The organism is Pantanalinema rosaneae CENA516 (genome assembly GCF_050753385.1).
Taxonomy (GTDB): domain Bacteria; phylum Cyanobacteriota; class Cyanobacteriia; order Leptolyngbyales; family Leptolyngbyaceae; genus Pantanalinema; species Pantanalinema rosaneae.
The window spans coordinates 26,308-46,946 of the sequence record NZ_JBLZFZ010000023.1; the positions used below are offsets into that span (position 1 = coordinate 26,308).

Sequence of the window (20,639 nt, forward strand, 5' to 3'; positions counted from 1 at the left end):
TCGTTGTGTATCCACCCATTTGCTATGCCTGCTCTACCGCCGATTCAGGAACCAATTAAACAACAGAGCTTGCTCCAACGGTGGCGGCAGGGACTGCCTAAGCCTGATCATACGGTGATACAACCGCGTCAAAATTTAGTTGTGCGCCTGATCATTGCGGCAACGACGTTAACGGTTAGTCTATCGGCTTACTACAGTTATCAAGTCGTTCGGAATTTGTTGCTAGATAGCTTGAAAAAGAATGCTTTTTTAGAAGTGCAGCAAGGGGCAGAACGGATTGATACCTGGATTGCCAAATATAAGGCAGCGTTAGAATCCAGTGCCAACAACCCAACCTTTCGGACAATGAATTGGGCGACGATCGCTCCCTATTTATTAGCAGAACAACAACGGCTACCGGAGTTTACCTACTTTGGCATGATTACGGCGGATGGCTTCCTCTACACCACCCTGAAAGGGCAGCCCCAAGGAACCATTAATCTCCAAGACCGTAAACATTTTCAGGAGGCGATCGCAGGAAAGAGTAGCCTCTCTAACCCCCTGGTCGCTCGGGTTCCCCCGGGGGTGAGAGTCGTTGCCTATGCTGTGCCGGTATGGTCGGGAAAACCAACGCCAGAACAGCCTTTGGGAACCGTGATTGGGGCAATCAATGGGGTGATTAGTATCAACGAGGTGGTCAATGTTATCAGCAGCTTACAGTATGGCGAGGGTAGCTATGCCTTTGCCTTGAACTCTAAGGGAGAAGCGATCGTGCATCCCAACGCCTCTCTGATGTCCACCCTGGAAAAGCCTGCCCCCAGTTTTCTCACCTTCCCAGATAGCGATCTAACCACGATCGCCCAACGGATGGTCAGCGAGGAACAGGGAATCGAGCTAGTTTCTCTGGATGGTGTTCCCCAGTATGTCGCCTTTATTCCATTACGAGAGGCAAATTGGTCAGTGGCTTTAGTGATTCCGCAAGAGAATATTGAAGCCCAACTCCGCCCCTTAAACTTGATGGCATTAGTGGTAGCGGGGTTGACGATTACGATGATTGTTGTGTTGTGGCAGGTGCAAGCGTTCGAGCAGGCGCAACTGAAGAAATCAAAGGCAGCGGCGGATGCGGCCAAAAAGATCGCTGATTCTGCTAATGAGGCAAAGAGTGAGTTTCTTGCCAATATGAGCCACGAACTGCGAACTCCATTAAATGGCATTCTTGGCTATGCCCAAATCCTCAGTCGGGCAGAGACGTGGGGGGAAAAAGAACAGCGTGGTGTCAATATCATTTATCAGTGTGGGTCACACCTGTTAATGCTGATTAACGACATTTTGGATTTGTCAAAGATTGAAGCTCGCAAGATGGAACTTCAACCCAAAGGCTTCCATCTGCCATCTTTTCTTCAGGGCATTATTGAGATTAATCGGATTCGTGCCGAGCAAAAAGGGATTGAGTTCAATTATCAGCCCACAGTTCACTTGCCAGAAGGCATTCAAGCGGATGAAAAACGGTTACGTCAAGTCTTAATTAATTTAATTGGCAATGCGATTAAGTTTACCAAGCAGGGGAGTGTTACATTCCGAGTTGAGCAGGTTGAGCGATCGCTGCCCCCTGACCTGACCACGAATGCGATCGAACCCAGTGCTGGCAATCTCGATCGCGTTACGCATGAACAGTATGTCCGGTTGCGGTTTGAAGTCATCGACACGGGGGTAGGCATTAGTACGGAAGAGATAGATAAAATTTTCCTACCGTTTGAACAGGTTGGTAAGTATAAACATCGGGTAGAGGGCACTGGTTTAGGACTAGCCATTAGCCACAAAATTGTCAATTTGATGGGCAGCCAAATTCAAGTGCACAGCCAAGTTGATGTCGGCAGTACGTTTTTCTTTGAAGTAGATCTGGCGATCGCGGAAGAATGGCGGCAGGATGCAACCACTACCGATGGCAGGCGGATCATTGGCTACCAGGGCACTCGCAAAACGATTTTAGTTGTTGATGACAAGTGGGAAAATCGCTCAGTGCTAGTCAACCTTCTGGAACCTCTGGGATTTAAGCTTGTAGAAGCTGAAAATGGGCAAGAAGCCCTGGAGAAATTAGTTGGTTTAATCCCAGATTTAATCATTTCGGATGTGCTGATGCCAGTGATGAATGGCTATGAACTATTACAGCATTTACGCCAATCAGAAACCCTTAAGACCATTCGAGCGATCATTTCATCGGCATCGGTATCCGAGATGGATCGCCAGAAGAGTTTGGCAGCAGGTGGAGATGATTTTCTGACAAAACCTGTTCAGGCAGATGAATTGTTTCAGATATTAGAACAGCATCTTAATCTGGTTTGGAACTATGAAGTATCGGCAGTTAAAACGATCGCGGCACCGCATCTCAGTTCCCCAATGGCTAATATGACGACTCATGCTTCAGATCTAGTTCTACCACCCATTGAAACATTAGAAGCACTGCTGGTTTTAGCTCAGCAAGGTCGGCTGAAAAAGTTGATTGAGGAAGTCAAAGCGCTGGAGCGATCGCAGGCAGAGTACACCCCACTCATTCAACAGATCACTCAACTGGCTCAAAGTTTTCAAGCAGAGAAAATCGAGGAACTCTTAAAACAATATATTCAAAGCAAACCTGTATGACGGCTGTAATAACAATTTAGCGTGAGATAACTGGCATGATGAAAGATTCCCCGTTAATTCTAGTTGTTGATGATACCTTATCGAACTTGGAGCTGATTTCTGAGGCATTAAGCGATGCTGGATACGAAGTGGCGATCGCGCTGGATGGCGAGCGGGCATTGAAGCAAATTCCATATAGTTTGCCAGATTTGATTTTACTGGATTTAATGATGCCAGGAATTGATGGGTTTGAAACCTGCAAGCGGTTAAAGGAAAACCCTCAAAGTCGTGATATTCCAGTCATTTTCATGACCGCTTCCTCCGATACAGAGAATAAGGTGAAAGGCTTTAGTTTAGGGGCAGTTGATTATATTACTAAACCATTTCAGGAAGCTGAAGTGTTAGCCCGGGTGCAACTGCATTTACAACTCCGCTACCTGAATAAGAATTTGGAAGCAATGGTCGCTGCCAGAACGGCAGAACTCACTCGCGCCTTGACGGACTTACAAGAATCCCAATTACGTTTAGCCCAACAGGAAAAGATGTCTACCTTAGGGCAATTAGTGGCGGGAGTTGCCCATGAAATCAATAATCCAGTTGGGTTTATTAACGGAAACCTCAACCATGCTGAAACCTATGTCAAGGATCTCCTGTACTTGATTGATGTGTATCAGCATCACTGCCCCAATCCAGGCACTGAAGTGGAGACGGCGATCGATACGATTGATCTGGAGTATCTACGTGAGGATTTTCCCAAACTGTTGCTCTCAATGAAAGAAGGGGTGGAACGCATTTGTAAAATCAGTACCAGCTTACGCACCTTCTCTAGAGGGGACAACGATCACCCCATTCTATTTGACATTCATGAAGGAATTGATAGTACCCTGATGATCCTGAAGCATCGCCTTAAGGAAAATGAGCAGCGTCCGGCGATCGAGATCAAAAAAGACTACGGAACCCTACCAGCCATCCCTTGCTTTCCCGGACAACTGAATCAAGTCTTTATGAATTTCCTGGCAAACGCGATCGATGCCTTGGAAGAATCCAATCACGGTCGCAGCTTTGAGGAGATTCGCGCCCACCCTAACCGGATTCTGATTCAGACTAGGCTAACGGAAACCAACGATCAAGTTATCATTCGCATTCATGATAATGGGATTGGTATGTCTGAGGATGTGCAGAAGAAATTGTTTGATCATGTATTTACGACCAAGCCTGTAGGAGTGGGAACGGGGTTAGGACTCTCGATTACCCGCCAAATTGTTGTTGATAAGCATGGTGGTACATTGAAAGTTAACTCAGTCTTGGGGCAGGGATCAGAATTTATCATCAGTCTACCGATTCAAGCCTGTTCCATTCCTGATCGTCCCAAGTATGGTTTAACGACCAGCCAAGCATAGGAGGTGAAGCGCTTAATGGTCATCAAACATCGAACAGCATCAAGTTTAAATCGACTTTGCCATTAGTTTGATAGTCGTCATGGAAGCTTCTCATAAAAATGTAATTTTAATTGTTGATGATAATGCCGCTAATTTAGAAGTCCTCTCTCATTTCTTAGATGAAGCCGGATTTGAAGTAGCGATCGCGTTAGACGGTGAGCGTGCCCTGAAGCAGGTACAGTATTGTCTACCCGATTTAATTTTATTAGATGTGATTATGCCGGGAATTGATGGGTTTGCCACCTGCGAACGACTCAAAGCAAACCTGATTACCAGCGAAATTCCCATTATTTTTATGACAGCCTTATCAGAAACAGTGGATAAGGTACGTGGGCTAAATTTGGGAGCAGTCGATTACATTACTAAACCCTTCCAACAGGATGAAGTATTGGCGAGGGTACGGCTGCATCTAAAGCTACAACATTTAACTAAAACGCTGGAACAACAAAATCACTTTTTAAAACAGCAAACCCAGCAACTAGAACAATCACTTAACTTTGAAGCGTTATTAAAACGGATTACCGATAAAGTCCGAGATAGTTTGGATGAACAACAAATCTTGCAGACGGCGGTTGAAGAGTTGGTGCGGGGTCTGGGCATCTGTGCCTGTGATACAGCGTTGTTTAATTTGGCTCAGGATACCCTGACAGTAACCCATGAGGTGATCAAACATGGTGTGTCTTTACGGAGCGCCGTCACGCAACTGACTGCCTTTTCTGATACATTGCCCCAGCTTCTCCAGGGTCAACCCATCCAGTTTTGTGAGTTAACTCCCAAGTTAGTCAAACCTGACTGGCAACCCAACTCTATTTTAAATTGCCCCATCATTGATGACCAAAGTGTCTTAGGAGATTTGTGGTTAGCCCGATCGCCGGACACCGGATTTAGCGAACCAGAGATTCGTTTAGTCCAACAGGTTGCCAATCAATGTGCGATCGCGATTCGGCAAGCTCGGCTTTACCAGGCCAGTCAAACCCGCCTCGCAGCATTAGAGCATTTGAACCAATTAAAAGATGATTTTCTCAGTACCGTTTCGCATGAGTTGCGATCGCCTGTAACCAACATGAAAATGGCAATCCAAATGCTAGAGTTGGTGTTTAAGCAAATTCAGAATAACCTAGCCCAGGCAGATGAATTGCACCTGATTCCCCCCAAAGCGAACCAACGCATCTCGCAATATTTGCACATTTTGACTAATGAGTGCGATCGTGAGATTAGCCTGGTGAATGACTTACTAGATCTCCAACGGCTGGAGGCAGGTAAACAACCATTAGTGATTGAGCCAATTGATTTAACCTGTTGGCTGCCGAACTTGTTGAGTTCATTTCAGGAACGGGCTCAGGTGCGCCACCAATCCCTGGTTTTAGAAATACCGGATGCTTTGCCACCCATCTTAGCTGACCCTAACGCCTTAAAGCGAATTCTGGCAGAACTCTTACACAATGCCTGCAAATATACGCCACCGGAGGAACGGATTGTCATCCAGGTCAACGCTGAACCGGAGCGAATTCGCTGGCAAATCACGAATTATGGTACAGAAATTCCGGTTGACGAGTTACCCCATATTTTCAAAAAGTTCTATCGTGTGATTGGTACAGATCAATGGCAACAGGGGGGAACGGGTCTAGGGCTGGCGCTGGTGAAGAGACTGGTAGAACACATGGCAGGTAAGATTGAGGCGAGTAGTGGTCAAGGACAAACGACGTTCACACTGACGATTCCATCTGCGGTTCCGGTCTAGAAAGTGATTTTATCAGGGCAACGCCTTTAGATAAAAATTGCTGCCATCCTCGCAGCATCGATCGCCTCAAGGCTTTGCCGTTACAGACCGGGCTGGCAGTTGCTTTATCAGGCTTGTTATCCTACGAATGTGGTTTAAAGGTGGACTGAATGCAGAAAAGAAACGTTTATTCTCTCCTTTGCCTGCTAGGAGCGATCGTGGTCACGTTTGTTGGCAGCTATCCGCTAGCCGCAGATCCATTAACGGAGCCTTTTGTCTATGATCGTCAGCAACCTTTAGATATTCAAATTGCCGCTGTTCGCACAGACCAGAACCTCAAAATTTATGATTTAACCTATGCCAGTCCGGCGGGTGGACGGGTACCTGCCTATTTAGTGGCAAAAGCTGGAACCGGTTCGTTTGCCGGTGTTCTGATGTTGCATGGGGTTGAGGGATCTCGGGATACCAGCCTTAACTCTGCCAAAGAGCTTGCGCGTGCTGGAGCCGTTGTGCTGGCAGTGAGTGCGCCCTTTGCCCGTCCCGGTTATTCTGGCAGACCGGGTTCACCCCTAACCTTTACGGAGCGCGATCGGGAATATCAGATTCAAATCATCCAGGATTTACAACGGGGGGTTGATTTGTTGCTCGATCGGCCAGAGGTCGATCCACAGCGACTTGCCTTTGTAGGATATAGCTATGGTGGCTCAATGGGTGGGCTGTTAGCAGGTATTGAGCGCCGGATTAAAGCCTATGGATTGATGGTTGCCAGTAGTGGTTCCATTGCTTTTTGTACCGTCGGACAACGACGACATTGCAATTTAAATGATATTCCACCCGCCCGCAGGCAACCGTGGTTAAAAGCGATGCAGCCGATCGAACCGATTCGGTACATTGGTCACGCCGCTCCAGCTACCCTGTTATTTCTAAATGGACGGCATGATCAAGTGATTGAGTATGCCGATGCCTCAGCCTTTCAGCAAGCCGCCAGTCAGCCGAAACAAGTCAAGTGGTACGATGCGGGGCATGGTCTGCCTCCAGAAGCCATCCGCGATCTATATGTCTGGTTAGCTGAGCAAATCCAGCTTAATCTCCCCCAGTCCTAATATGAGCCATCTCATAGATGAAAGCTTGTCCAGGGTCTAGAGTGGAACTAGTTTAGCTTCCTGGCGTTATGACATCCCCTCACCTGAGTTCTGCCACCGAACCGACTGCTTCCCCGCGATCGCAGTCCTTGCATTTCCCGGCTTGGTGCCGTCCCACGGTTTCGCCTGAGCATGGAGTTTACATCGTTTTGCTCGTCGCGTTTTTCACAGGGGCAGCCGCCGCCCAACAATGGACTTGGGCAACCACCCTGGCGCTGATTTGTGCCTTCTGCGGATTTCAAGCCGAGCATCCCCTCGTGGTACAAATTCGCCAGCGTAAATCCTGGAAACCACGATTTTTACTGTGGGGTAGCGTCTATGGTGGGATGGCGGCAACGATCGCTCTATATCTCTACTGGCACACTGGCAGATGGTTCTCACCCCTGCTCGGAATTTATGCGAGTGCGATCGTTGCCCTGGGGATGGATAGTGTGTCTGTTTTCCAGCGCGAACAGAAAGCGATTGTCAACGAGTTGATCACATTTGCCGCCGTTTGTTTAGCGGCTCCCTTTGCCTATGTCGTCACAACGAATGATTTAACGCCCACAGCGATCGGCTTGTGGCTGCTCAATACCTTATTTTTCTCCAGTGCAATTTTCACTGTGAAACTGCGAAAACTGAAATCAGAGGAATCTCTAGAAGCCGCGATTCGACGATTAATAGTTTATCACCTGATTGCCAGTGTTCTGGTTGTGGGATTAGCTGGATTTGGTGTGGTATCGCTCTGGACAGCCCTACCCTTTAGCCTGGTGCTGGTCAAAGTTGGTTTAATTCTCTGGCAGCGCCAATGGTACTGCACCACCCGAATTCAATTCGTTGCCATGCTCGAAACCGGTTCGGCTTTAGCGTTTGGCAGCTTGACAGCCCTCTCGGTTCTACCGACTCACCTGGCTAATTACACTATGTAGCTCCGGGTGGCGCAACCACCAGGCAAGGGCTAATTGACTCAGGGCAAAAAATGCCGCTATTTGAACAAAGTGGAAGTAGTGTTCCGTCAGGAAAATTTTGACGGGTCGAAGACCTGCAAAATTCAGCCTCAATCAACAACCTGGGTTTTAGCGACCCGTCAATGATTAATTGACTGACCAGTAGACATCGGAGGAAGAAAGGGCAAGGTTAGGCCTATCTACATTACCACCCATCAGTTTTTGCGACACAACCAAAATTGCCGCTTACCGCGATTTTCACTTGGTTAAACCACACCACTCCCTACTCCCCACTCCCCATCTTCACTGTGGTTTATTCATCTGACAACGGCTGTAATTAAAATCCCCAACTCTCTGAAGAGCGGGGGACTAACATTGGCTGATCTTTAGAAGGTGAGAAAACATTAACTACATCCTGAAACAGATACCCGATAAGAGTTGCCAATGACAGGAACGCCGCCAACTTGCACATTAACCTGATAAGGATTGGCACTTGCCCGAGGGATACCAGCGATCGAAAAGGTTTGCCGTTCGGGTAACCCAGTTACCTGGTTATAGACAGTATCGGCAGTATCATCATTGTATTTCAGATTCATTTGCACGTTATAATCGCCACCATTAAGGGGCAGAATGTTAACAACATAACGGCGGAATGATTGAGTGTTCGGAATCAGGAAATCGGTATGCCAATTATCCCGTGTGATTCCTGTTCCGGGTGGCGAAACGGATTTTTCAACTACTGTTGTGTTTTCACCTACCACACGTAAAGGCGTACAGGTTTGAGCGCTGGCGGATTGAGCCGCTGCTGGTAGACTAGCTAACACAACCGTACCCACGATCGCTGTGCGACCGAACCAAGCCATCATGAGAGATTCCTCCTATTTAACGTTATTTAATCGACTCATCTGCCAATTCCGGCAGAATCATGGGAGTTAACAATGCAATTTATGCCCGCCGCCGAATCATCGATTCCCAAATGAAGATGGCAATCATCGCGCCAATCACTGCCACAATCACTCCAGGGATACTGAGACTGGCCGCCGTAAATTGTAGGGTTCCTGTCTGGATCAGGGTCATCACACTGCCACCAATCACCGCTCCGATAATGCCCAGGATGATGTCACTAATCCAGCCACCGCCCTGCGTACCAGGATAAATCATTTTAGCGATCGCTCCAGCCAGAAAACCTAAGATAATCCAGGCAAGAATATTCATCGTTGTATCCTCAAATGTGATTACAACTGAATCCTATCGCTGTTTTAGTTGTAAATCCTCAATCAAAAGTTGAGCTATGAAATCCAAAAATATCTTTCACTTGATTTTTTCAATGTCACTTTCATGTCACTTTCATCTCCACTGTTCTCAAAAGCTAGCTGACATGATTAATGAATTCTATTGTGTTTTATTACACATAAAACTTGAGTTGGAAGACCTCCCCTGGCTGAAAGATTTTAGCAACGTGACCTATCCTGTCCGCGATCGTGGCGGTTCATGAGCAGGCACAGCTAGTTCCTAGCACTGGTCTATATTTGCCATCCAGGCGGATTGAAGGCTAAATTCTAATGGCGTAGGATGGCTCAAGTACCAGGAAAACATTGTCGCTATTATGGCTCAGCTCTCGAAAGACCTGTATCGCTTTTTAATTGAAGAACCTCCGGCTGACCAAGTGACCCTCGCCGATGTGCTGCAACTGGCAGGGGAACGCACCTTTGGGTTTTTGTTTGTGTTGCTGGCGTTGCCCTCTGCCCTACCGGTTCCCGCCGCCGGATATTCTGTGCCCTTTGGCATTGTGATGTTACTGTTGGCGGTGCAGTTGATGGTAGGGGCAAAAACCCCCTGGTTGCCCGCCCGCATCATGCACCATCCGATCGCTCTAAGTCAGGTACAGGGATTTGTCAAGTCAGGAATTCCCTGGATGCAGCGAATTGAACAGTTGTCAAGACCACGCCTGACGATCGTTTGCACCAGTCGCACCGGACGGGCTGTGATTGGGTTGGCAATTACCCTGATGGCAATCTCCATGATGATTCCGATTCCGGGAACCAATACTCTGCCTGCGATCGGCATTTTCGTCACAGGTTTTGGGCTGTTGGATGATGATGGTGCGATTAGCCTGTCCGGGCTAGTGCTCTGCTTGATGGGAGCCACGCTGACCCTCTCGATTCTGTATGCCCTGGCAATGGGCGGTACTAGCCTGTACGATTGGCTCCAGCATACGGTCAAGGGAATGCTGGGGCGGTAAAGCAAGACTTACTGAATCGTCGGTTCTTCTACGGGACGAATAATGGTGGTGTCTGGGGTAACTTGCGGTCTAAAGATGGCTTGTAGCGCTTCTTCTAATGTAGGCGACATGACAATCCGATTCTCGTAAGCCACGATGACTCGGACTAGCGTTGGCAGGCTGTTTTGCGTCGCTTCCAGATAAAGTGGTTCAACATACAGCAGCGACTGCTCGATCGGGATGATCAGCAAGTTACCCTGAATTGCCCGTGAACCCTGGCGGTTCCAGAGCGAAATTTGTTGAGAAATCACCGGATCTTGATTGATTCGGGCTTCAATTTGCTCAGGCCCATAGACCAGGCGTTCTTTGGGAAAGGTGTAGAGTAACAACCTGCCGTAGTTCTCCCCATCCGATCGCGCGGCTAACCAGGCAATTAAGTTGGTGCGTTGGCGAGGGGTGTAGGGGAGCAGCAGAATAAATTCTTCAAACGGGACGGCAGGCAAACTGGTGATCAGGTAATACGGTTCAACCGGACGGGATTCGTTGCCATAGACTTCATTGGGAATCTGCCACTGGTCTTCCCGGTTATAAAATACCTGTGGGTCGATCATGTGATAGGTCATCAACCGCTCGGATTGTAGCTTGAAGAAATCTACGGGGTAGCGAATATGGCTCCGCAAGGTTACAGGCATGGCGGTTAACGGTTTGAATAAATTGGGAAACACCGTTGACCAGGTGGTAATTATCGGATCACTGGGATCGGCAACATAGAGATCAACCGAGCCGTGATAGGCATCCACCACCACCTTGACCGAATTCCGCATGTAGTTAACCCCTTCACTGCCTAAGTCGGAGTAGGGATAACGATCGCTGGTCGTATAGGCATCAATAATCCAGTACAGATAGTTTTGATCCTGCTGGTCGGCTCTGGGGACATCAGCAGTCACCAAGTAGGGATCGCTGTCGTAGTGGAGAAACGGGGCGATCGCCTGAATCCGATGTTTAATGTTCCGCCGGAATAATACTTTAGTATCGGGGAGAAAATCACGGGTAAATAAGATCTGCCAGTCCCGTAGATACAAGGCAAACAAGCCGCGCCGCCACCAGGAACCAAGATTAATCCCACCCTGCCCATCATAGACGTTGTAGGCATTATCGCTGCCACTGGGAAAATCCAATTCCCGGGTCAGGGTGCGGGTCATGACGTAGGTGTTGGCAATCTCGCCGTAATAGATCCGAGGTAAGCCGATCGGAATGCTGGCGCGAATCTCCGGGCTGGAAGTGGTCAAGGCTCCAGTTTCACCGCCGGTAATATCCTTAACAAAATATTCCGGGAGTCCCCCCGCTCCTACGGTATTCACCGGACTGAGGGTAAAGCCGTAGCCATGGGTATAGATTAAATGGCGGTTTACCCAGGTTTGGGCTTCCTGAGGTACAGCATTGTAATCCAGTTCGCGGGCGGCAATCAGCACCTGTCGTTGTTCTGTAGGAGTAGTGGGAGTAGCGGTGGGTTGATCGGGGGCAGTGGCAGGCTGGCGGGTCGGTACATTGGTTTGCAGTGTGTAGCGATCGATATCCGCATCTGGGAACCGATAGTACGGACGAATTTGCTGGAGTTGGCGATTCGTTTCCAACAGAGGACGCTGATCCCACAGGCGAATATTGCGAATGGTCAGTTCATTCTCGGTTAAGTCGGTTTCGGTCAGTTGCCCTTGAGGATCAAAATTTTGGGCATCGATCGCTTCCAGACCAAAGGCTTGTCGGGTTAAGGCAATCGTGCGTTCGATAAAGGGACGCTCCCGCGCCAGTTCATTCGGCTGCACAATCAAATACTGCACCACCTCAGGGACGATCACCCCAGCCATCACCAGGACACCAAATAACCCCAACCCGAGCCTGACCCAATGGCGATGGGGAGATTTCGCCTGCCAGAAGATCGTGCGCCACAGCAGGTAGCCCGCGATCGCGAACGCCAGGATGCTTAATCCGGTATAGGCTGGGAGTTGTGCCATCACATCGGTATAGCTGGCACCAAAGGCGACTCCTCGCGGGGAATAGAGTAATTCATACCGCCCCAGCCCATAGCTAAAGGCGATCGTTGCCATCAGAGCACTGCCCACCCCATATAAATGCCGTTGCTGGGCAGAGGAAAACCCCGGAAACTGTCCCTGGCTGAGACTATTCCCCGATAACAGATAGGTCAGCATCACCGCCGCAAAGCCGTACAAACTGAGTCCGAATAGCCACAGTTCCAGCAGTTCCCAGAGCGGTAGGGTAAAGATATAGAAGCCAATATCCTGCCCAAATAAGGGATCAGCCGTATTGAATGCCGTGGGATGCAGATATTGCAGGATGACGGCCCATTGTTTGGAGAATAACCACCCCAGCACCGTACTGAACATAATGGCGATCGTCGTCAACCAATATCGGGGATAAATCAACACAACGATCGCCGTTCCGATCCCACCCCCTAACCACCAAAGCTGATAACTTAATTGGCTGCCCAGTTGCCACAAATTCTTCAGGTTAAATCGAGCCACGAAGGGGGTAGAAAGCGTTGGGCCTGCCTGCCAATAATTCACAGCCAGATGACCGTAGTAAACCAACAGCGCTCCGATTAACAAACTCAGGGCGAGGGTAAGGGGTAATAGCGATCGCAACTTGAGTGCCGATGTGACGGCAATCGCCGAGGTAGGGGGTCGGGATAAAGGGACGCGATTGGGCGATCGGCGCTGTCGCTGCCGACTGTCATTCTGGGGTAGCTGCTGCTGATCAGGGGGTGGATCGGCATATTTCAAGCGCTGACTTAATACCAGATTGCCTAATAAGTAGAGTGCGCTTCCCCCAGTGACGAGACCAAATAGGATCAGGCGCACCTGAAATTTCAGCAGGAACACTGCCAGATAGTGAACTTCCTGAAACCAGAGAATTTCTGCTCCTAGTCGGGAGACTAAATCTAGTAATAATCCGATTCCCAGGAGGACAGTCAACAGTTGAAATAGACGGTTCCAGGTCACAGCCATTCCCCAGTAGTCCAGGTTTCCCTGTGAGCGAGATCAATTTGCTCTATCAGGGTTATTTCTATGCTATACGCTACGATCGCGAGTTTGTTATTCTTTCAGCCGACCTCAGGTTCATACCAGCTTTGTGATGTCCTGGATTTTGCCCTCATCCCTAACCCTTCTCCCTGGGGAGCTACCGTGTACACACATCTTTTCAACCACCTCAAGCTCCTGCATTTCGCCCCCCTATCCCCCCAATTTTGGGGGGAATTAAACCTTCAAAGTCCCTCAGAATTGGGGGATTTAGGGGGCTAAAAGGATGTAAACGAAGTCAGACTCGACTTGTGTGTACACCGTAGCCCCAGGGAGAAGGGATCTAGAATTCTTGTTTCTTCGCCCTGGGGGAGAGGGCTAGGGTGAGGGTAGGGCAAGGCACAGAATGGTTGTTAACCCAGATTTAGCAGACAGTGACAGCTTATTCAGTCGGATCAATCCGATTCACAAATGCTACTAATATCAGCATCGGCACGATCGGAATTAAACAAATCAACCATTGATTTAGCGTCAGAGGAGCCGTTCTAAATAGCGTATTCATCACGCTCCATTGACTAAACACCACCTGGAGTACGATCGCGCTCAAAATCCCAACTCCGATCGCGGGAGCCCTAAAAGCACTCTGACGACCCCGTAAGCGTTGGACGATCGCCGTTCCCAAATGACTCACACTCAACAAGTAAATCACTCGTCCGGCGACCAATGCTTGAATTGCCATCGTCCGAGCAACGGCTAAATCCCCCGTGGTGCGGCGTGCCCATTCAAACATGCCAAAGATTAAGATCCAGTTGAACACGGAAACGGCAGCAATCCGTTGAAACAGAGTGCCGGACAGTAACGGTTCGCGCGGATCGCGGGGAGGATGTGCCATAGTCTGTTCGGACTTCGGCTCAAACGCTAGGGGCACAGTCATGGCGACGGAGTTGACCATATTCAGCCACAACACCTGGAGGGATAGGATCGGCAAATCCCGCGCCAGTAGGGCACTGAGTAAAATCGTCATGGACTCGCCGCCATTCACCGGCAGAATAAAGGCGATCGCTTTCCGCAAGTTTTGATAAACGGTACGCCCTTCTTCGACCGCCGCTTCGATCGAGGTAAAATTATCGTCTGTTAACAGCATATCTGCGGCTTCCCGTGCCACGTCGGTACCCGCTTTACCCATCGCAATCCCGATATCCGCCTGTTTTAAGGCAGGGGCATCATTCACCCCATCCCCCGTCATCGCCACAATTTCGCCCTTGGACTGGAGGGCTTCCACTAACCGCAGCTTTTGCGCCGGAGCCACCCTGGCAAACACTGAGCCCGTTTCCACTGCCTGGGCGAGATCCGCATCGTTCATCTCTGCTAACTGCTGTCCAGTAAAGCCAACCACCTGCCCTTGCTGGTTGAGCCCAATCCGCTCCGCGATCGCGGTAGCCGTGGTCAGATGGTCGCCCGTAATCATCTTGACCTGAATGCCCGCCGACTCACAGGCATACACCGCATTGATTACCTCTGATCGGGGTGGATCAATCATGCCCTGCAAGCCTAAAAAGGTTAACTTCTGCTCCAGATCACTGTGATCGATCGCAGTTTGCTGGGTAGACACCGCTTTTTCGGCAAATGCCAGAACCCGTAATCCCTGTTCGGCAAGGTGTTCCGCTTCCCGATCGATCTGATCGCGATCGAGGGGGGTCAATAATCCTGAAGAATCCCGCATCACCTGACACCGCTTCAGCACCGCTTCCAGGGAACCTTTGACATAGATAATATTGTTGTCACTCCTCTGGTGCAGAGTTGCCATGTACTGAAACTGCGACTCAAAGGGAATGACATCTAAGCGGGGAAATCCTTGATGTAATTGAGCCTGGTCTAAGCCAGCTTTTTGTGCCGCAACAATTAAGGCTCCCTCAGTGGGATCACCGATCACTGTCCACTGCCCGTCTCGCCATTCCAGATGGGAATCATTACAGACCACCCCAGCGATTAAGCAATCCTGTAAAACCGATAGTTCTGGTGCATGGGGAGAGGCTGCCTGCCCAATCGCGATCGCATCACCCGAAGCCGATCTCATCTCACCGTCCGGATCATAGCCCACTCCACTGACCTCGTACAGTTGCCCTCCCGCATAAATTGCCTGTACCGTCATTTGGTTTTCGGTCAGCGTACCCGTTTTATCGGAACAAATGACGGTCGCCCCTCCTAAGGTTTCCACGGCTGGGAGTTTGCGGATAATAGCGTGTCGGCGAGCCATGCGATTCACCCCGATCGCTAGAGTGACCGTCACCACGGCTGGCAGTCCCTCCGGAATGGCACTGACCGCCAAGGCAACCGCCGCTTCAAACATTTCTGTCCACGATCGGCCCTGTCCCAACCCCACGAAGAACGTCAATGAAGCCAGGGACAGAATGATATACAGCAACGTCTGACTGAATTTGGCAAATTTGCGCGTCAGCGGTGTACTCAGACTATGGCTTTGATCAAGCGATTGCGAAATTTGTCCAACTTCGGTTTGATTTGCCGTTGCTACAACCACCCCGCTGCCCTGCCCAAAGGTGACAAAGCTCCCGGCATACGCCATATTGCTGCGTTCGGCTAACGGCGTATTAGCGGGTAACGGCTGGAGCGATTTCTCGACCGGAACCGATTCCCCCGTGAGTGCCGACTCATCCACTTGTAAGCCGCGCACCGTCAGCAATCGTAGATCTGCCGGAACCTTATCCCCTGAGGTCAGCAGAACCAGATCTCCCGGTACCAATTGCTGCGACGGAATCTGTTGTTTGCTGCCATCCCGGATCACGGTGGCTTCCGTGGTGACAGCCTTTGCCAGTGCCGCGATCGCCCCTTCTGCCTTTGATTCCTGCACAAACCCAATAATGGCGTTGATTAAAGTCACTCCCCAGATCACCGCCGCATTTGTCCAGGAACCCAGGAGGGCTTTAATCGCTCCAGCCACCAGCAGAATATACAACAATGCCTGGTTAAATTGCAGCAGAAACCGCAACCAAGCGGGCTTTCCAGGTTTAGCCGCTAGTTCATTTAAACCATACTGCTGCTGACGTTGGTTGACTTCTGCCAGGGTCAAGCCACGATCGGGATGACTTTGAATCTGCTCGATAACCTCCTGACCTGAAAGTTTGTAAAACAGTGTCGGTGGAGTGGATTTAGCGATCGTTTGCATAGCCCGAAAATTACTCATACAGCTTAATTGTTCCTCAGAGTATCAAGTCAAGGTCGGGAGGGCAGAAGGAAATCGGGGGGAAATCGGGGGGACAGGATGATCATGAGACTTGCTTGAGCCGATATCCCATGCCATGAACCGTTTCGATCAGGTCATCGGGGGCATGGGCAAGTTTCAACTTTTGGCGCAGGGTACGGATATGGGTTTTTACCGCTTCTTCGGTGGGAGTTTCTTCGGGCAACCAGAGTTTTTCGATAATAATCGGACGGCTCATCACCCGCCGACCACTGGAGATCAGCAATTCTAATAAGGCAAATTCCTTCGGCGTTAAACTGAGGGGCATCTCCTGATAGGTGGCTTCGTAGGTACTGGGATTCAAGCGTAATTCCCCCCAAACCAGCGTGGGATTCGCCGTAGGATTACCGCGACGTAAGAGAGCCCGCAGGCGAGCCATGAGTTCCTCAATATCAAAGGGTTTGACCATGTAATCATCAGCACCAGCATCTAAACCGATGATTTTGTCGGCGATCGTATCCCGAGCGGTCAACATCATGACGGGAATCGTGGCGTTGCGGGCACCCATCCCCCTCGCCCGTAACTGCTGACATAATTTGATGCCATCTACTTTAGGCAGGGTCAAATCCAACACAATCAAGTCATACTCGATCGTGTTGACCAAATTCCAGGCGGTTTCGCCATCCTCAGCCACATCCACGTCATACTGGCGGTTGGTCAATGCTTCCGTCAGCATATCGGCAATCCGCCCATCATCTTCAACAACCAAAACACGCATTGAGATTTTAGACTTCAGGTTTTAGATTGGACTTATCAACGGTACTGTGTCGCGATCGCGCCTGAATTTACTCTAATCCAAAATTCCTATGCTCGGATGGTAATGACTCTCAGCACTCTCAAGTGGTCATTGGAACGCAAATGGGTGACAGCCGTGTTCTGTTTGGCACTGTTGTTAATGATGTTAGTTAATTTTTTCTCTTACCAAAATGCGACTCAACTGATTGCCAGTCAGATCCGGGTGAAGCAAACCCATGCAGTGCTTACGGCATTGACCAATGTTTCAGAAACCCTGACCGATATTGAAACCCGGCGGTGGCGCTATTTTCTTCTGGGTGAACACACTGAACTGGCAAGTTATGATCAGGCAATGCAACGATTGACCACCAAGTTAGAACAGTTGCGCCAGCCGTTAGAGGATACTCCCACCCAGGAACAACGGTTAGATACGCTCGAAACCCTGATTCGTCAACGCCGCGATTTGTTTGAGCAGTTCGCTGAATATCGATCGCCGCTGACGGCAGAGCATCCTCTGGTGATGCAAACTAATCAAAATCAAACCGAAATCCGGCAAATGATTACTGAGTTGCAAACCGCAGAGGAACAGATTTTGCAACATCAGGTAGAACAGGCGCAGGTTAATTCTCAGGTGAGAATGGCGATCGAGAATCTGGGAACGGTATTAGCCTTCGTGGGTCTACTCGCGGTTTATGCTCTATTGTATCGCCAGATGTTTCAACGGCAACAACTGGAGCAGGCACAACAGAAACTCGCCCAAGAAAAGGAACTGGGAGAATTGAAACTTCAGTTTTTCTCGATGGTATCCCACGAATTCCGCACACCATTGAGTGTGATTGCGGGTTCATCGCAATTATTAAAAGAGCAATTGATAAATTTGGTTGAGCCAGCTAAACTGAAAAATTTGGTGCAAATTCAGGCATCGGCTCAATTAATGACTCAGTTACTCAATGATATTTTAACCCTGGCGAGGGCGGATGCTGGCAAGTTAGAGTGCAAACCTGAGTTGTTAGAAATGCAATTCTTCTGCTTAAATCTGATTGAAGATATCCAACTATTTAGCGAACATCCCCGCACCATTCAATTTGACAAGCATGGCTCTCGAACCTATGCCTACCTGGATGAACGATTACTCTACTCGATCCTGAGTAATTTATTGTCTAATGCCATCAAATACTCCCCTCCAGACAGCCCGGTTTACTTTACACTAACCTGTGAACCGGATCGAGTGATGGTCCAGGTCAAGGATCAGGGCATTGGTATTCCGGAGGAGGAGCAAGCCAGAATCTTTGAACCATTCTGCCGAGGGCGCAATGCGGGTCACGTAGCGGGCAGTGGTTTAGGCATGGCAGTGGTAAAAAAGTGTCTAGATTTACACCAGGGAGAACTGAGGGTCGAAAGTCAAGTCGGTGTGGGTACAACCTTTACCATTCAATTACCCCAGCCTCAGACCACTGGATTGTTTACCCATCGTTGATCATGGTGTTAAATTGGAATCTTGCTATATGTCTTAGCGACCTGGGTGAATGCCTCAACGCAGCGATCGATCTGCGATCGGGAGTAGTGTTGTCGATCGTCAATGATCAAGGTCATCTGCAACGCAGTCTCCTATCCTCTGCCGATGGGTAAGTTCTTCCGGGGGCGAATCGAGGACATCATCTAAATAAAGCATTCGCACCATAATAAACACCACAACGGTCAATGGTGTAGCCACCAGAATACCTAACATACCGAAGACAATTCCCATAGCTAATACAGTAAATAACCCCAGGGCAGGCGGCAAAGATACGACCTTCTGTTGCACGATCGGAGTTAATACATTGCCCTCAAGTTGTTGCACGATAAGATAGAACACAGCCACATAAACGGCTTGCATCGGCTCAACCGTAACAGCAATCAAAACCCCTGGAACGGCTGCCAGTAACGGCCCCAGAACGGGAATAAACTCCAATAAGGCTGCAATTACCCCTAACACCAGTGCCAATGGAATATTCAAAAGCCATAGCCCCAGACTGGTGACAATCCCGATAACAAGCATGGAGATAATGCGTCCTAGCAACCAGGCTCGCAAGCCATGCACCACATGATCAACGACTTCCCGTGCCCGCTCTCTGCCATTGCGAGGAATCAGGCTAATAATGCCACGGCGATACAGTTGTGGATCAAAGGCAACGAACAGTCCAATAAACAGCACAAACAGCACATTACCCAAAATCCCCAGGGTTAATGCAAAGGTATTCATGATCCGGGGCAGAAGATTGGCAGGATTGAATCGTTGCCCATTATCTCCCGGCAGAAGATCACCAAGACCATCCTGCCCCCATTGATTTTGCACGATCGTCTCTAGCTGTTCGATCCCGATCCCAATTTGGTCTACTAACTGTTCTGCCTGGGCAATAATTTCTGGTACCAGCAACCAACCGATACCAGCGAAAACAAGTAACAATAAGACGACAACCACTCCTAATGCCCACCGACTGGATAACGGTGTTTTACGGGCGATCGGTTTTGCCAATGTTCGCAACACCACGGCAACTAGCACTCCTAAAAAGGCTAGTAACAAAACATCAATCACTGCCCAGGAGAACAAAGCTACTAAAATAGATAGCCCGACAAGACCAATCACTAGCAGTACACGGCCTAGAAATGTTCGGTGAGTGCGTCGTCTCATCATAGAAGTTTTCCATTATTCCAACCCAAACAACCGTTGTACATGTTCATGACAGACACTTTTATATCCTAGTTTTACATACAAATGTGACTAAAAAGTGACATCTTTTTTGATGGCTATAGTGTTTGAATTATTATCGTTCTATCTACATCAATTGAAAGTTTTAATGGTTAAGTCTCTCGTTGTCTAGATAATTTTTGATCACTCTATTGATAGAGGAGTGAATATATCAACAGTCCGAAGAAGAGTAAAGTTAAATTAACTAATCTAAGGTAGTCAGATACAACACTATCCAATTACATGTTTCAAGGAGAACTCTATGACACTGTTTAATGTATTGACGAAGCATACAAGATTGCTGGGTACGGCTCTCGGTGGACTACTCCTTGGTCTACCCTTAAGCTCCGCTGCGATCGCAGTGCCCGTAGCTCAACTACCAAATCAGCCAATGGCTCCCGGGCAACAAATGGCTCCCGGGCAACAAATGGTTCCTGGACAACAGATGGTTCCCGGACAACAAATGGCTCCTGGACAACAAATGGCTCCTGGACAACAAATGGCTCCCAATCGAACAATTTCGCTTCCTGGCACTGGAGCATCGGTAGACCTTTCACAAATTCGAATCGCCAGTACTCCTCCAGCCCCCCAAAATCCTTGCCCCAACATCTACTATGAAGCTCCTTTCAATCAGTATGTTGTGGTTCCGCAAGTATGCAATCCCAATCTAATCACTCAACAACTAGATCAGATGGGAATGTTACAGGGTATTCGAGCTACAGGTGATGTCAATAGTCCGATCGCTCCCGGTGGCTCTGCCCTACCTTACACCTCTCCCAATCCAGCCTATTAAATCAGTGCTATCTGTCAATCTTGCACAATTAGCAGATTACGGT

At 49.0% G+C, this 20,639-nt stretch carries 14 protein-coding genes; 8 read left to right on the top strand and 6 right to left on the bottom strand.

From position 1 onward, the window contains the following. Positions 1–24: 24 nt before the first annotated feature. The 5 genes from ACN4EK_RS14905 (at position 25) to ACN4EK_RS14925 (ending at position 7,807) form a co-directional block, all read left to right on the top strand. A complete protein-coding gene (locus ACN4EK_RS14905) occupies positions 25–2,619 on the top strand; it encodes a hybrid sensor histidine kinase/response regulator (RefSeq protein WP_431658762.1) in 2,595 nt (864 codons plus the stop codon). 35 nt (positions 2,620–2,654) lie between these two features. After that, positions 2,655–3,998 carry a hybrid sensor histidine kinase/response regulator gene (locus ACN4EK_RS14910; protein ID WP_431658763.1) on the top strand — a complete coding sequence of 448 codons (1,344 nt, stop codon included), beginning with the start codon at positions 2,655–2,657 and terminating at the stop codon, positions 3,996–3,998. A gap of 79 nt (positions 3,999–4,077) precedes the next feature. Next, the gene (locus ACN4EK_RS14915; protein ID WP_431658764.1) at positions 4,078–5,778 is read left to right on the top strand and encodes a hybrid sensor histidine kinase/response regulator; all 1,701 of its coding nucleotides are present in this window, start codon (positions 4,078–4,080) and stop codon (positions 5,776–5,778) included. Positions 5,779–5,927: 149 nt separating this feature from the next. Continuing rightward, positions 5,928–6,860: an alpha/beta hydrolase gene (locus tag ACN4EK_RS14920; protein ID WP_431658765.1), complete on the top strand. Its 933-nt coding sequence runs from the start codon at positions 5,928–5,930 to the stop codon at positions 6,858–6,860. A 68-nt stretch (positions 6,861–6,928) separates the two neighbouring features. Then, positions 6,929–7,807, top strand: coding sequence for a YwiC-like family protein (locus ACN4EK_RS14925; RefSeq protein ID WP_431658766.1), 879 nt, complete (start codon positions 6,929–6,931; stop codon positions 7,805–7,807). A 422-nt stretch (positions 7,808–8,229) separates the two neighbouring features. Here ACN4EK_RS14925 and ACN4EK_RS14930 read toward each other — a convergent pair whose 3' ends face one another. Both ACN4EK_RS14930 and ACN4EK_RS14935 read right to left on the bottom strand, forming a co-directional pair. Next, entirely contained in the window at positions 8,230–8,691 is a 462-nt protein-coding gene (locus ACN4EK_RS14930; RefSeq protein ID WP_431658768.1) for a hypothetical protein, read from the bottom strand. Positions 8,692–8,770: 79 nt separating this feature from the next. After that, entirely contained in the window at positions 8,771–9,040 is a 270-nt protein-coding gene (locus ACN4EK_RS14935) for a GlsB/YeaQ/YmgE family stress response membrane protein (RefSeq protein WP_431658769.1), read from the bottom strand. 391 nt (positions 9,041–9,431) lie between these two features. Here ACN4EK_RS14935 and ACN4EK_RS14940 point away from each other — a divergent pair, with 391 nt between their 5' ends. After that, positions 9,432–10,067: an exopolysaccharide biosynthesis protein gene (locus tag ACN4EK_RS14940; RefSeq protein WP_431658770.1), complete on the top strand. Its 636-nt coding sequence runs from the start codon at positions 9,432–9,434 to the stop codon at positions 10,065–10,067. Positions 10,068–10,075: 8 nt separating this feature from the next. Here ACN4EK_RS14940 and ACN4EK_RS14945 read toward each other — a convergent pair whose 3' ends face one another. From ACN4EK_RS14945 to ACN4EK_RS14955, 3 genes are all read right to left on the bottom strand, one after another. Next, positions 10,076–13,063: a UPF0182 family protein gene (locus ACN4EK_RS14945; RefSeq protein WP_431658771.1), complete on the bottom strand. Its 2,988-nt coding sequence runs from the start codon at positions 13,061–13,063 to the stop codon at positions 10,076–10,078. Positions 13,064–13,523: 460 nt separating this feature from the next. Next, complete coding sequence (locus ACN4EK_RS14950) at positions 13,524–16,283, bottom strand: cation-transporting P-type ATPase (protein ID WP_431658772.1); 2,760 nt, start codon at positions 16,281–16,283, stop codon at positions 13,524–13,526. An 82-nt stretch (positions 16,284–16,365) separates the two neighbouring features. Beyond that, positions 16,366–17,058: a response regulator transcription factor gene (locus ACN4EK_RS14955; RefSeq protein WP_431658773.1), complete on the bottom strand. Its 693-nt coding sequence runs from the start codon at positions 17,056–17,058 to the stop codon at positions 16,366–16,368. Positions 17,059–17,160: 102 nt separating this feature from the next. On the opposite strand from ACN4EK_RS14955, the gene ACN4EK_RS14960 reads away from it, so the two are divergent. Then, positions 17,161–18,552, top strand: a complete 1,392-nt coding sequence (locus ACN4EK_RS14960) for a sensor histidine kinase (RefSeq protein ID WP_431658774.1) — start codon at positions 17,161–17,163, stop codon at positions 18,550–18,552. Between the two features lie 99 nt (positions 18,553–18,651). On the opposite strand, the gene ACN4EK_RS14965 is transcribed toward ACN4EK_RS14960, so the two are convergent. Continuing rightward, positions 18,652–19,749, bottom strand: coding sequence for an AI-2E family transporter (locus ACN4EK_RS14965; protein WP_431658775.1), 1,098 nt, complete (start codon positions 19,747–19,749; stop codon positions 18,652–18,654). A gap of 316 nt (positions 19,750–20,065) precedes the next feature. Between ACN4EK_RS14965 and ACN4EK_RS14970 the strand changes: the two genes are divergently transcribed. Beyond that, entirely contained in the window at positions 20,066–20,596 is a 531-nt protein-coding gene (locus ACN4EK_RS14970; protein WP_431658777.1) for a hypothetical protein, read from the top strand. Positions 20,597–20,639: the final 43 nt, after the last annotated feature.